Source organism: Brumimicrobium oceani (assembly GCF_003143775.1).
GTDB lineage: Bacteria > Bacteroidota > Bacteroidia > Flavobacteriales_D > Crocinitomicaceae > Brumimicrobium > Brumimicrobium oceani.
The window spans coordinates 47,771-62,840 of record NZ_QFRJ01000008.1; the positions used below are offsets into that span (position 1 = coordinate 47,771).

Consider the following 15,070-nt stretch of genomic DNA (forward strand, 5'->3'; position numbering starts at 1 on the left):
GAAAACACAAATGTATCAACTAAGACATAAGAAGTTCATCGCTACAGATATAGAAACATGTTGGGATTTTTTTTCATCGCCGAATAATTTGAAGAAAATTACACCTCCATACATGGGGTTTCTGGTGAAAAATGAAATTCCGGAGAAAATGTATGAAGGTTTAATGATAGAATATACTGTGACTCCAATCATGAAAATTCCCATGAATTGGATTACCGAAATTACTCATGTCGAAGATTTAAAGTACTTCGTGGATGAACAAAGAAAAGGTCCCTACAAAATTTGGCACCATGAACATCATTTCAAAGTCGTTGAAGGCGGAGTAGAAATGGAAGACATTTTAACCTATGTTTTACCGCTCGGCTTTCTTGGGAAAATTGCTCACGCTTTATTCGTTAAAAATAAAGTGAAAGAGATATTTGAATTCAGAAATAAAAAGGTGGAGGAGATATTCAGAGTCTAATTCTTTTTCAAAATACATCGTCGTATTTTAGGATTTCAATTTTTCATTTTTTAATTCTTCACTTTTCATTTTTAATCCTACCTTTGCGGCGTCTCTAAGGGGTGTCCAGGCGATAAATGTCTAGACTGAGATTATACCCATTGAACCGGATCAGGTTAGTACCTGCGGCGGGAAGATGACTAAGAAACAATAGTGTTAATTCGAATTTTTTATTAAATCCAAGAATTAGCCCCTGATTCTTGTTAAATGTTTAAAAGCATGAAAGCAAGAAATGTTATGAAAGCCTTGACAGCGGCCTTGTTGTTGTCATCAAGTGCAATCGCACAACTTCAAATCTCTGGTAAAGTCCAAAATGATTATGGTGAAGCCCTCCAAGGTGTAACTGTAAGTATAAAAGGAAAAAACACCGGAACTATTTCCAAATCAGGTGGTCAGTATACCATCAAAAATCTAAAAAGTGGTACCTATGATGTAAGAGCAAGTTTCTTCGGTTATGAAACTCTAACGAAGACAATTGTTTTAGAGGAAAATCAAGTGATTAATTTCTCTTTAAATTCAACTTTCTTCATGCAGGAAGGAATTGATGTAAGGGCCGTTCGTGCGAACAAGAAAACACCTACGACTTATACCAACATTAGCGCAGAGGACATTGAAAAACAAAATTATGGTCAGGACCTACCGTATTTGCTAGAATCAATGCCTGCAACGGTTGTAACGTCAGATGCCGGAGCGGGAATCGGATATACATCGTTTAGAATCAGAGGGGTTGATCCAACAAGAACCAACGTTACCGTAGACGGAATCCCTATGAATGATGGTGAATCTCAAGGCGTGTTTTGGGTAAATATGCCAGACTTCTCTTCATCGGTAGAAAGTATGCAAGTACAACGTGGTGTTGGGACTTCTTCAAATGGAGGTGGTGCTTTTGGAGCAAGTATCAATATTGCCACTAATAAACTCCAACAAAAGCCGTACGCTGTAATTGACAATTCTGGTGGTTCTTTTAATTCAATCAGAAATTCTGTGAATGTAGGAACAGGAATGATCAATAATAAATTTACTGTAGATGCGCGTCTGTCTCGTATAAAATCTGATGGTTATATCGATCGTGCAAGTGCAGATTTGAAATCTTATTTTCTCTCGGGAGCTTATCATGGTAAGAAATCAACTTTGAGATTAAACATTTTTAGTGGGAAAGAAAAAACGTACCAAGCTTGGTATGGAACTCCGGAAAGTAGAGTAAATGGAGACGAACAAGAAATGATAGCCTACGCCGGCAGAAATGGATTGTCGGATTCAGATGTAGAAAACCTCTTGAACTCAGGAAGAACTTACAACGCATATACCTATGAAAACGAAACTGACAATTATCAACAAGATCATTATCAATTACACTATGCTTATCAATTGAGCAAAAACTGGAACATGAAGGCAGCAGCGCATTACACGAGAGGTTTAGGTTATTATGAAAATTATGAAACAGATGATAAATTCTCAAAATATGGATACGCGCCAATCGTTGTGAATGGGGATTCAATTGACAGGATGGATTTAATTCGTAGAAGATGGTTAGATAATCATTTTGGTGGAGGAATTTTCAACTTTAATTACAAAGGTAATAAAGGATTAGAGCTCGTTTTGGGTGGAGGAATTAACAAATATGTTGGTGACCATTTTGGTGATGTTATTTGGGCAGAGTATATGCCAGACAATCAAAAGGGGGATAAATATTATGACAATACTTCTACAAAATATGACGGAAACTTATATGCAAAAGCAACTTACCAATGGAAAAAGTTTACCTTCTTCGCTGATGCACAATACCGCCACATCGATTATCAATTTGAAGGTATCGACGAAGTAAGTGGACAAATAATTAATCTAGACCAAAGAGTGTTTTACAATTTTATGAATCCAAAAGCAGGTTTGTCTTATCGTTTCAACGGAAATCATTCTGTTTATGCTTCCTATGCAATTGCAAACAGAGAACCAGTTCGAAAAGATTTCAGGGAAAAGACCATTGCCAACAGACCAGAGCATGAAGTTTTATATAATCTTGAAGCCGGTTATCGTTTAACACACAAAAAAGCATTCTTAAATGCAAACATTTACCACATGTTATATGAAAACCAGTTGGTGTTAACAGGCGAAATCAATGATGTTGGTGGATATACAAGAACAAACGTTGATGAAAGTTACCGTTTGGGATTAGAAATAGAAGGAGGTTACCAAGTTTATGAAAAATTGGGGATAACAGGAAATCTTGCATTAAGTCAAAATAAAATTGAAAATTTCACGGAATATGTGGATAGCTATGATGCTTCTTTCAACACTATTCCACAGGAGGTTATAGAATATGGAACTACTGATTTGGCATTTTCTCCATCTATAATTGCAGGTTTGTCATTAAACTATGCTCCTGTAAAAGGTGTAAGAGTGAGTTTGATTAATAAGTATGTTGGAAAACAATATTTAGACAATACTTCTGAAGATTCAAGAGCGCTAGATGCTTATTTTGTGAGTCATTTAGATCTTTCTTATTCTTTCAAATCATTAGGGTTTGAAGAAATTACAGTCGGAGGCCGAATTAATAACCTATTCAACGAAATGTATGAAAACAATGGTTATACTTTCTCTTATATTGTAGGAGGAGACCGTACACAAGAAAATTTCTATTATCCTCAAGCTGGAACCAATTTTATGGTGAGATTGTTGTTGAAATTATAAAAATCGGCTTTTCAAATCAGATATTAAAGTTAACTATTTGAACGAGTAAGGGAGTTTCTTCGGGAACTCCCTTTTCTATTTTTAATAATAGGGTGTTTAGAGCTAAAGTTTTAAATTTTTATTGCTTTCACCATACCGTTTTAAAACGTTTTTACACCCTACTAGTCATGTGCTCAAATAGTTACTGGTTTGAATGCGTTTTTGTGTGATAAAAAACCTACTAAAAAGCTCTGTAATCCAAGCTATACTTAACATTTAGAAGTGTAAATCTTTTTCAAATCTTTAACAATTTTACAGTCTTAAAACATGGATTTAAAGCTATGTTTGGATCCAATTATAAACTATATACAAAAATACATGAAGAAAAATTTACTTAAAGGTTTGATGCTTTTCAGTGCTTTTGCATTTGGCTCAAATCTTAATGCACAAACGTATTGTGATTACACCATAACATCAAGCTCTCCTAAACACATTAATAACTTTGTAACAACGGGAGCTATTGCCAATATTAATAACGTAGCATCAGGTCCAGGAACTACAACACCTGGTTATTCTGATTTTACTTCAACTGTTTTACAGTCTTATGAGACGCAAACAGTTGATTTCACAATAGAAGCGAGTAACACTTCTACTTATGGAGTGTCAATTTTTATTGATTGGAACAATGACTTTACTTTTGACCCGGCTGAAAAAGTTTACGGAACAACAGGTTACACATCATTGCCATTGTCTAATTCCTTCACGGTTCCAGCAGGAACGGCAATGGGGCAATATCGAATGAGAGTTATTGCAGCATATTTAGGAGGAGGAACTCCTGGACCATGTGGACAATCAGATGCTGAAGCAGAAGATTATACTATTGAAATAGTTGCTGCTCCATCTTGTTTGCCTCCACAAAACATTTATACTTCAAGTTTATCTGCTACTTCAGCAGAGATTGGTTGGACAGAAATTAATACAGCTACATCTTGGAACGTGGAGTATGGAGCTGCTGGATTTGTGCCTGGAAATGGAACTATAGTAAATGGAGTTACGAGTAATCCTTACACTTTTACAGTAACACCAATGTCAGATTTTGAATTTTACGTTCAGTCTGATTGCGGAAACGGTGATTTAAGTGGATGGGCTGGTCCTTTCTTCTTCTCTAATAATTATTGTGATTTTACAATATCAAGTTCTTCTCCTCAACACATCAATTCTTTCACAACAACGGGTGCAGTTCAGGACATTAGTAACTTGAACTCTGGAGCTGGAACAACTACTGCAGGTTATTCTGATTTCTCAGCGATTGTTTTACAAGCTTATGAAACTCAAATTATTGACTTCACAATCGAAGCGAGTAATACTTCAACCTATGGGACTTCTATTTTTGTTGACCTAAACAATGATTTTGTTTTTAGTCCAGCAGAAAAAGTTTACACATCTTCAGGGTACACTTCAATGCCTACTTCTGGCTCGGTAATGATTCCTGCAGGAACACCAGTTGGACAATACAGAATGAGAGTAGTTTCTGATTACTTAGGAAGTACGCCTAGTGCTTGTTCAGGAAGTAGTGCAGAAGCTGAAGATTATACTTTAGAAATAGTTTCTCCTCCATCTTGTCTACCTGTATTGGATATCGATACAGTGAGCACAACTACAAACGCTGTTGAGTTAACATGGAATGAATTAAACAGTTCTACTTCATGGAATATTGAGTATGGTATCAGCGGATTTACTCCTGGTACGGGGACAATGGTAACGGCTACGAGTAATCCATTTACAGTTACAGGTTTAAATCCAAGTATGCAGTATGATTTCTATGTGCAATCTGATTGTGGAAATGGAGACTTAAGTACTTTTAGAGGTCCATTCTCTGTTTATACTGCATGTGGAATTGCTATTGCGCCTTTCTATGAAGGCTTTAATAATGCTGCTCAACCACAATGTTGGGACAACACTTCATCAACAGTGAGTACAAGTGCAAATAACACGTGGAACTTTAATGACCAAGGAGATTATGGTGCAGCTAATAACGGAAGAAACGCAGGTGAATTCACGAAAGTTGATGGGAACTCTCCTTACGCTGATAGTGTGATGTTGGTTACTCCACAAATTGATATTGCTCAATTGAATAATCCATTTTTATCATTTGAGTGGTTCAGTAACAACACTAACAATCCTGGAGATAATGTTCCTTTGATCATTGAACTGTTTGATGGTAATAGCTGGAACTTTATTGATACACTAAAAGGCGATAGCCCAAATTGGGAATTTGTAAACTACGACTTGAGTGCATATTCTAATAATATTATTCAAATTCGTTTCATGGTAAATAAATCGGTGACTACGAGCTATTCTTATTACAACGATATTCTTTTAGATGAAGTGAGAATTGATGATTGTAGTGATCTTGGTGGAGTTGATGGTGTGTTAAACGTTTGTAGATTAGACAATACGGTTAATTTGAATGATAACATTATTGTTAAACCAAACGGTGGCGGAGAATGGTCATTCCTAGGAGAGCCAAGCTACCTAACACAGGATTCAATTTTAACAGTGACCTATTTACCAACAGGTTCATACGAAGTTTTCTATGTTGAAAGAACAGTTTGTTATGATACAACTTTCGCTACAATCAATGTATTCGGAAAATCTTCTGCAGGTAATGATGGAACAATTTCAGTATGTAAAAATGCGCCAATTAATCTTTTCGAAGCGTTATCTGGTAATGTAGATATGGGTGGTCAGTGGTTTAATTACACGAATACTTTACTTCCAAATTCTCAGCCTAAAGCAGAAAACCTTCCAGGTCAATATAATTATACATATGTTGCAAACAACGGGGTTTGTCCTGCCGATACAGCAATTGTTGAAGTAGATGTAAAAGCAGATTGTGATTTCTTGTCGGTTGCAGAAGAAATGTTTACTGATATTTCAGTTTACCCTAACCCAACTACAAGTATAATAAACATTACTAATCCAGCTAACACAGCTTCTCTGAAGGTTGAAATGCTAGATATGAATGGACGTATAGTGTTGGTTGAAAACAAAGCACTAAATAATGCATCAAATGCTACATTAGCAATCGGTCACCTTGAAAAAGGGGTGTATACCTTGCGAGTGTACAATAATGAAGGTCAAAAAACTTTCAAAGTGGTGAAGCAGTAAAACACTCATAAAAAGGTGAAATAAAAAAGGAGATGCATTGATTTGCATCTCCTTTTTTGTTTGGATTATTGTGGCATAAATCAACTGTTTTTAAAAGTTTATTCGCTAATTGAAAGAAATTACCAGTCAAATCTTCTGAAATTTAACGTTCTACATTCTTGTTTAGAATAATAATAATTTATATTCGTAGCATTAAATGACTAAAACAAAAACTTATGAAAAAAACTTTACTCAAAGGAATGCTATTATTTGCATCCTTAACATTTGGGATAAACTCGAATGCTCAATGTCCACAAACACCGAACGATCCGATAGCGAATCCTTCCGTGTTTAACTTTTGTAGTGGAGTTTCCTCCGCTATGATTACCGCTGAAACCACAACAGGAGGTCCAGGTTCATTAGCAACTACAAACCAAAATGGAGGAAATGGTTGTGGTGGTGGAGTAATGTTTGATGTTACTAACAATAGTGCATACGACATTTCAATCACATCGCTTGATGTATTATTAAACACAACTGTTAATCCAACTGCTTCAGTTTATTACAAAACTGGTACTTATCTTGGTTCTGAAACAGTAGCTGCTAACTGGACACTTTCTGGAACTTATCCAGTTACTGGCGCAGGTGGTACATTTGAAAATATTGATGTGATTGATTTTGTCATTCCACCAGGAGTGACTTTCGGTATTTTTATCAACTACTATGGTAGCTATACAACTATATCAGCTCCAGATGTTGTTACTAACGGAGACATCACTATAACTTCAGGAGCCGGTTTATGCTCCCCTTTTGGTGGTTTAAATGCTAATCGAGGTTATAATGGTACAGTTAACTATACCTCAGCTATTCCAACAGCTGCGATTTGGTATGATGCCCCAACAGGAGGTAACGTTCTAGGAACAACTAATCCTTTTGAAACTGTTGGGACTAGTGTTATGCCAACTGCTACATTTGGAACTTATGACTTTTATGTTTCTTCTGGTGTTCCAGGCTGTGAAAGTGTAAATAGAACTTTGGTTACTGTATCTATTGACCCAGTATCTGTAGTTTTAGATGGAATTGATGTTTCTTGCAATAACGGTAGCGATGGATCTTTTGCTTTAACAACTACAAATTGTGGATCAAGTCCGTTTACTTACTCTGTTGATGGTGGTGCTTTTGGACCAATACCAACTAATTTAGCAGTAGGAACTTATGATGTAGTTGCGAAAGATGCAAATGGTGATGACAGTCCTTCTTATGTAATTGTTGTTGGAAATGCCGATGCACCAAGTAACCTAGGTGTGGCAAATATCACTTCAACTTCAGCAGATTTATCTTGGACGGCAAACGGAAGTGAAACATCATGGGATATTGAGTTCGGAGCACCAGGATTTGCTCCTGGAACTGGAAATTCATTAGGCGCAGCGAATACTTCAAATAACCCTTACACTGCCACCCTTACGCCAAACACAAATTATGAATACTATGTAAGGGCTGATTGTGGAGGTTCTACTCAAGGTACTTGGTCTGGTCCATATGTGTTCTCAAATGCTTATTGTTTACCAGTATATACAAGTACATCAGAGTATCTTTCTTTAATTGAAACTGTAGGAGCCATTGCAGATGTTTCGCATACAGCAACATCATTCCCTTCGCCTAATGGGTACACGGATGAAACAGCACAGACTATGCAGGTTTATGAAACGATGACTTTTGATTTGAGTACCGCTTATAGTCCAACAAATTACTCTTATGTTACAAGAATGTGGGTAGATTGGAATGGCGATTTCGTATTCGATCACGCTACAGAATTAGTGTCCTCTGCTTCAGGTGGCCCTGGTTCATATACACAGCAGGTTACAATTCCAGCGGGAACACCAGTAGGAACTTACCGCGTAAGAGTGCGAGGTGAATATGGTTCAAGTTCAAACCCATTACCATGTAGTAGTGAAACTTGGGGATCGGCTGCAGACTTCATGATGGAAGTAATTACTCCTCCAACTTGTCTTCCAGTAATGGATATCGATACCGTAAATGTTTCAACAACTTCTATTGAATTGGACTGGGTTGAATTAAACACAGCTACATCATGGATTATTGAATATGGTCCTGCTGGATTTACACCAGGTACAGGTACATTTGATACTGTTACCACTAACCCATATACGATTACAGGATTAAGCCCTAGTTCTCAGTATGACTTTTACATTCAAGCAGATTGTGGCGGTGGAGACTATGCTGCATGGAGAGGTCCATTCTCAATGTATACGGATTGTGGTATAGCTGTGGCACCATTCTATGAAGGGTTCAATAATGCAACTCAACCACAATGTTGGGAGAATATCTCTTCAAACACGAGTACAAGCACAAACAACTTCTGGAATTTTAATGATCAAGGAGATTATGGTGCAGCAAATAATGGAAGAAATGCGGGAGAGTTCACAAAAGTAGATGGAAACTCACCTTATGGAGATAGTGTTATGCTCATTACGCCTCAAATTGATATCTCTCAATTAACAATTCCATATTTGTCATTCGAATGGTTCAGTAACAATACAAACAACCCTGGTGATAATGTTCCATTAATCGTTGAGTTATTTGATGGTACTTCTTGGAACTTACTTGATACTTTAATGGGAGATAGTCCAGAATGGGAGTTTGTAAATTATGACCTTAGTGCATACTCAAACAACATTATTCAAGTACGATTCATGGTAAATAAGTCAGTAGCGAATACGGCTTTCTATAACGACATTCTTTTGGATGAAGTAAGAATTGATGATTGTAGCGACTTAGGCGGAATTGATGGATCATTTGATGTTTGTAGATTAGACAGCATGGTTAATCTAGATGATAACATTATTGTAAAACCAAATGGTACAGGAGAATGGTCCTTCCCAGATCAGCCTAACTTCTTGGATGATTCAACATTCTATGTTTCTCTGCTACCAGCTGGTTCTTATGATGTGTTCTATGTTGAAAGAGCTGTGTGTTATGACACTACATTCGCAACAATCAACGTATTTAGACCTTCATCAGCAGGGTTTGATGGAGCCGATACACTTTGTATGAATGCACCAATCGATTTGTTTGGAGCGTTAAGCGGAAATGTTGATAATGGTGGACAGTGGTTCGATTTCTCAAACACTGCACTTCCAAACTCACAACCAAAAGCACAAGCAATTCCAGGTAATTACAATTACTTCTATGTTGCTGATAATGGCGTTTGTCCAGCAGATACATCAATTGTTACGATTACAGTGGATGGAACATGTGATGAATTGTCCATAGGTCAAGAATTGTTTACTGATATTTCAGTATATCCAAACCCTACAACAAGTCAATTAAATATCGTAAATCCTTCTAATGCCTCTGATTTAAAAATAGAGATGTTAGATGTAAATGGTAGAGTTGTACTCGTTGAAAATAAAGAGTTAAACAACGCTTCTGAAGCTTCATTAACAATTACACACCTTGAGAAAGGAGTTTATACGTTAAGAGTTTACAATGGAGAAGGTCAGAGGACTTTCAAAGTAGTGAAGCAATAATTATAAAAACTGATGATTGTTCAATCATCAATCAAAAAACACAAAAGCGCTCCTCATTAGAGGGGCGCTTTTTGCTTTACTTTGTTTTCCGCAGACAGTTTTAGGGATAAATCAAAAAAAATTCATAATTTTGGGTTGTTGAAATAATTTAGGTCATCAAAGATTCTATGTAGCCTCTAATCTTTGTTTTATGGCCCAATTAACTTAGAAGCTACTTACTTACAACACTATTTATTTATGAAAACTTTACCCAATTGTTTAAAAACACATAGTAAAAGCTACACTGTCTGGCGCTATCTACTGGTATCACTCCTTGTTTTAGTAAGCTATGCGCAAAGTACGGCACAGACCATGATGCCATTACCCAGCCATAGTAATAACTACTCAGGGAATGTGAGGGGATACTGGTTCACAGCACCTACTTCTTTTATTATTACAGGTGTTAGGGTTCCTGCCGATGCTGGTACAGGTCCACAAAATATCCACATTATGAAAATTAACGATCCTACACCGGTAATTTTTGGAACTACTTCTACAAACTTTACTACGCTAGAATATATTCAAGGTGCACCCAACAATGTAATCCAAAGTGTAAATATTCTGGTGAACCAGGGAGATATTATTGGTATTCTAGGTCAAGCAGGTAGTACGAATAGTTATTCATCGTCTGGTGGTCCTCATGCAACGACCATTTTGGGACAGCCAGTAACACTAGATAGACTCCTTCATCAAGGTCAAATTGGCTCTGGTGCCGCTCCAAACTATTCTACTGAGCCAGGCGGTTCAATTAGTAGGGTTGAAATGTACTATGTTTCTCCTACTCCATGTGCTGGGACTCCAACAGCAGGGACTGCAAACGCTCCTTCTTTGGCATGTGGACCTTTTGGTCTTTCACTTTCTGGAAGTAGCTCAGCAGCTAATATAGATTACAAATGGCTTTCTGCGCCAACAGCGAATGGGCCTTGGACAGCTGTTGCTGGGGCAACAACTCCTAGCGCAACAGTAACACAAACTAGTGACAGTTATTATGCGTGTGAGGTAACATGTACCAATAGTAATCAGGTAGACACTTCTTCTGTGGCTTTTGTACAATCACCTCCTATGGTTGCTCCATTTTATGAAGGGTTTAACAACGCTTCACAACCTCAATGTTGGGATAATATTTCTTCGAATACAAGCACAAGTGTGAATAACTTTTGGAATTTCAATGATCAGGGAGATTATGGTGCAGCAAATAATGGAAGAAATGCTGGGGAATTTGTAAAGGTTGATGGAAACTCACCTTATGGAGATAGTGTTATGCTCATTACGCCTCAAATTGATATTTCTCAATTAACTCTTCCTTACTTGTCATTCGAATGGTTTAGTGACAATACCAATAACCCCGGAGATAATAATCCTTTGATTATAGAGGTTTTTGATGGAACTTCATGGAACTACCTCGATACTTTAATTGGAGATAGTCCAGAATGGGAGTTTGTAAATTATAACCTAAGTGCTTACTCCAATAATATCATACAAGTGCGATTTATGGTAAATAAAGACGTGGCAACTACAGCATTCTACAATGATATTTTGTTGGATGAAGTGGTTATTGATGATTGTAGTGATCTTGGAGGTGTCGATGGATCATTTGATGTTTGTAGATTAGACAGCATGGTTAATCTAGATGATAACATTATTGTAAAACCAAATGGTACAGGAGAATGGTCTTTCCCTAGTCAGCCAAATTTCTTGGACGATTCTACATTCTATGTTTCATTGCTGCCTGTTGGAGCTTATGAAGTGTTTTATGTTGAGAGAGCGGCATGTTATGATACAACTTTTGCAACAATCAATGTATTTAGACCTTCTTCTGCAGGGATGGATGGAGCAGATACCCTTTGTATGAATGCACCGATTGATTTAATTGGAGCTTTAAGTGGAAATATTGATAACGGTGGACAGTGGTTCGATTTCTCAAACACTGCACTTCCAAACTCACAACCAAAAGCACAGGCAATTCCAGGTAATTACAACTACATTTATGTTGCTGATAATGGAGTTTGTCCAGCAGATACATCAATTGTTACGATAACAGTGGATGGAACATGTGATGAATTGTCCGTAGGGCAAGAATTGTTTACTGACATTTCAATTTATCCAAACCCTACAACAAGTCAATTAAATATCGTAAATCCTTCTAATGCCTCTGATTTGAAAATAGAGATGTTAGATGTAAATGGAAGAGTTGTACTCGTTGAAAACAAGGAGTTAAACAACGCTACTGAAGCCTCAATTGCGATTGAACACCTTGAAAAAGGAGTTTATACGTTGAGAGTATACAACGGCGAAGGTCAGAAGACTTTCAGAGTGGTGAAACAATAATATGAATTGATTGGTGAGTGAATCATCAATTGGAAAACACAAAAAGCGCTTCTCATTTGAGGGGCGCTTTTTGCTTCTTGTAAGCTTCTAATAAAAATCACATATGCCATAGCTGGATTCTTAGTCAGTAGTTTTTACTTTTCCTATTTTTATCTTACGGGGATGAAATTATAATGCCGATACTTTAGCTGGAATTAAGGTTCCCGACAAGCATTGGAATTAATTGCGGGAAAGGAACAAACTACTTTCAATAATTATTTCTTAACTTAGAATACAAAATATTTAGGCGTCTATTTTAATCTCAAATCTTTTAATCGTTCTAATGAGAACTCACTTGTTGTTTATTTGTCTTTTTCTTTTTCCCATTTTGGTATTCTCCCAAAAGTCAGTTTCATTTGTTTCATTGGTGGATCAGTTAAACAAAGAATTAATACACTATTCTAAGCTTTCGCCTTTTGGGGAGGAATACATTTCAATAAGTGAATTCGACTTATCACGAAAACAAAGAAAAGAACTACTGAAAGAAGCCGATTATGATGCGGTTTTATCCATAAAGAAAGATTCTATTCAACAGTTTCACATGATTTTCTATTATCAAGATCGAATTTTAGCTCAACTGGACCAATTATTAGAGCATCAAGATTTTGAAAAATATGACATTATAAAAATGATTTCAGGTGATGAACTTGCTATTGTAAAATCAGCAGATAACAAGTTATATAATTTCTCTATTGATGAAAAAACTGGTGGGTCCTATCGTTCGCGCTTTTCAATTATGCATTATACCGATTTAGAAATTAGAGACTCAATTGATGTTGATTCATACTCTATTTTCGAAGGTGATGGCTACAATGAAATATTTACCCTGAATACAGAGGAAGGAGTTAAGTATGTTTTAACAGGAAGTGTACGCGGTTGTTCCTATTGTTTTCAAACTTTTGTTCAATTGGTGAGCTTTCAAAATAATGCTTTTTATATGGACTTTGAGTATGAGGTAAACAACCGAGATTGGAACGATGGCGCATATTACGACCATGAATCAAAAACCATCAATGTGAGTTACCACATTGATGATTTAACGGAGTTTTGTGGATGTGAAGAGGACAATGAAAGATATTTTGATTATGATAAGTATAACAGGAATCAAGCTGCTATTTTATGTCAATGTAAATTCGTTTTCAATGGTGCTAATTTTGAAATGGTGAAAGACAGTTGGGAGAAGTTGATGCCTGAAGAAGAATAAAATTTTCACATCTTCTCCAAAAACCCCTCTGCATTCCCCAAATGTATTTCTTTCTTCTCCTCCGACATTTTATTCCAAGTATTTACCATCATTCCAGTCCTCGGATTCTTTTTAAAGAAATCTTGGTGTTCGGAAATGAAACGCCAAAATAATCCATCCCATATGGGTTCCCAATCTCCCTTAGAATAATCGCTCATTTTTTTGATGTAATTGGAACCGCCAACATAAGGTTTTGTCGCGAAAGTTCCTCCATCTGCAAATTGCGTCATGCCGTAAACATTGGGAACCATTACCCAATCGTAGGCATCGATGAATAATTCCATAAACCAGCGGTAGACTTCTTTTGGGTCAAATTCGCAGAGTAGCATAAAGTTTCCCACCACCATTAATCTTTCGATGTGGTGACAATAACCCGTCTTTAAAACCTTTTTAATGGTTTGGTCAATTGGCTCAATTCCTGTTGTGCCGTCGTAGAAACTTTTCGGTATTTTTCTATCGAAATTCCAGTAGTTTTTTGTTCTAGAGTAAGTTCCTTTGCATTCGTACATTCCGCGTATAAATTCTCTCCAGCCGATAATTTGTCTCACAAATCCTTCTGTTGAATTTATCGGAATATCATTTTCCTTTGCGAATTTCAAAGATTGGTCAATCACTTTTGTTGGAATTAATAGTCCATTATTTAAAAGTGGCGAAATGACACTGTGATTCAAAATCGAATTTTCTTTTACAATGGCATCTTCATAAATTCCAAAGTCGTAGAATCTAAACTCAAAGAACTGTTCCAACCATTCTTGAGCGCTTTTAAAATCTATAGGATAATATGGGTTTTCACTCAATTCACCAGGGTAATCCTCAAAATGCTTTGCTGTATATGCTATTGCTTCTTTCCAATATTCGTTTGTAGAAGGAAATTGAACACTTGGCGGAGTTTTGCCTTTGGGATATTTTTTTCGATTTTCTGTGTCGTAAGTCCATTTCCCTCCTTCTGGCTCACCTTCTTTATCCACCATGATGTCCAAATTCTTTCTTTGTTGTTTGTAGAAAGTAGTCTGGAAAAATGACTTCTTATCGGGCTTAAAAAAATGAGATAAATCGCCTTTTGTGTTGATAAATTGAGGAGAATCTAGCAACTCCAATTCAACGCTTTTGCAAACGGCTTGCAATCGCTTTTCTAGGTAATTATCTACTGGGTCTATAACTGTAACACTTTCAATCCCTTCCTCTTTTAGGAGTTTCTCTAAATTTCGAATGTCCGCCAATTCATCATTGGCCTCGATGTATTTTACAGTATGCCCTTTCTCTTCCAAAAAGGCCTGATACATTTTCATGGTCGCCCGATGAAAAGCGATTTTTTGCTTGTGGAATTTGTATTGTTTAAAGAACAAATGTTCCTCAATAATGTAAAAATCATTCTTGTTAGAAAGCAATTCACTTTCTTCAAAAAGTTGATGTGGGAAAATTATATTTATCGCTTTTTTCATTTTTAGTCTTGTTTTTAATGTTTAGTTACAGAAAGAGCTTATCGGGATTTTCGCTATTAAAGTAATATTCTTTCCTCGTGGTTTTGCGCTGTATTGGAACGCGGATGAC

General features: G+C 36.6%; 7 protein-coding genes. 6 read left to right on the forward strand and 1 reads right to left on the reverse strand.

Features of this window, described 5'->3' with window-relative positions:
- Nucleotides 1–10: 10 nt before the first annotated feature.
- The 6 genes from DIT68_RS10770 (at nt 11) to DIT68_RS10795 (ending at nt 13,480) form a co-directional block, all read left to right on the forward strand.
- Entirely contained in the window at nt 11–463 is a 453-nt protein-coding gene (locus DIT68_RS10770; RefSeq protein ID WP_109359813.1) for an SRPBCC family protein, read from the forward strand.
- A 258-nt stretch (nt 464–721) separates the two neighbouring features.
- Entirely contained in the window at nt 722–3,190 is a 2,469-nt protein-coding gene (locus DIT68_RS10775) for a TonB-dependent receptor (protein WP_199223417.1), read from the forward strand.
- Between the two features lie 357 nt (nt 3,191–3,547).
- Nucleotides 3,548–6,340 (forward strand): GEVED domain-containing protein, encoded by a 2,793-nt coding sequence (locus DIT68_RS10780; protein WP_158276168.1) that lies wholly within the window; start codon nt 3,548–3,550, stop codon nt 6,338–6,340.
- Nucleotides 6,341–6,555: 215 nt separating this feature from the next.
- Complete coding sequence (locus DIT68_RS10785) at nt 6,556–9,870, forward strand: GEVED domain-containing protein (protein WP_109359815.1); 3,315 nt, start codon at nt 6,556–6,558, stop codon at nt 9,868–9,870.
- Between the two features lie 237 nt (nt 9,871–10,107).
- Nucleotides 10,108–12,237, forward strand: a complete 2,130-nt coding sequence (locus DIT68_RS10790; RefSeq protein WP_109359816.1) for a T9SS type A sorting domain-containing protein — start codon at nt 10,108–10,110, stop codon at nt 12,235–12,237.
- A 322-nt stretch (nt 12,238–12,559) separates the two neighbouring features.
- Nucleotides 12,560–13,480: a hypothetical protein gene (locus DIT68_RS10795; RefSeq protein ID WP_109359817.1), complete on the forward strand. Its 921-nt coding sequence runs from the start codon at nt 12,560–12,562 to the stop codon at nt 13,478–13,480.
- A gap of 5 nt (nt 13,481–13,485) precedes the next feature.
- On the opposite strand, the gene DIT68_RS10800 is transcribed toward DIT68_RS10795, so the two are convergent.
- Nucleotides 13,486–14,961: a cryptochrome/photolyase family protein gene (locus DIT68_RS10800; protein ID WP_109359818.1), complete on the reverse strand. Its 1,476-nt coding sequence runs from the start codon at nt 14,959–14,961 to the stop codon at nt 13,486–13,488.
- Nucleotides 14,962–15,070 lie beyond the last annotated feature (109 nt).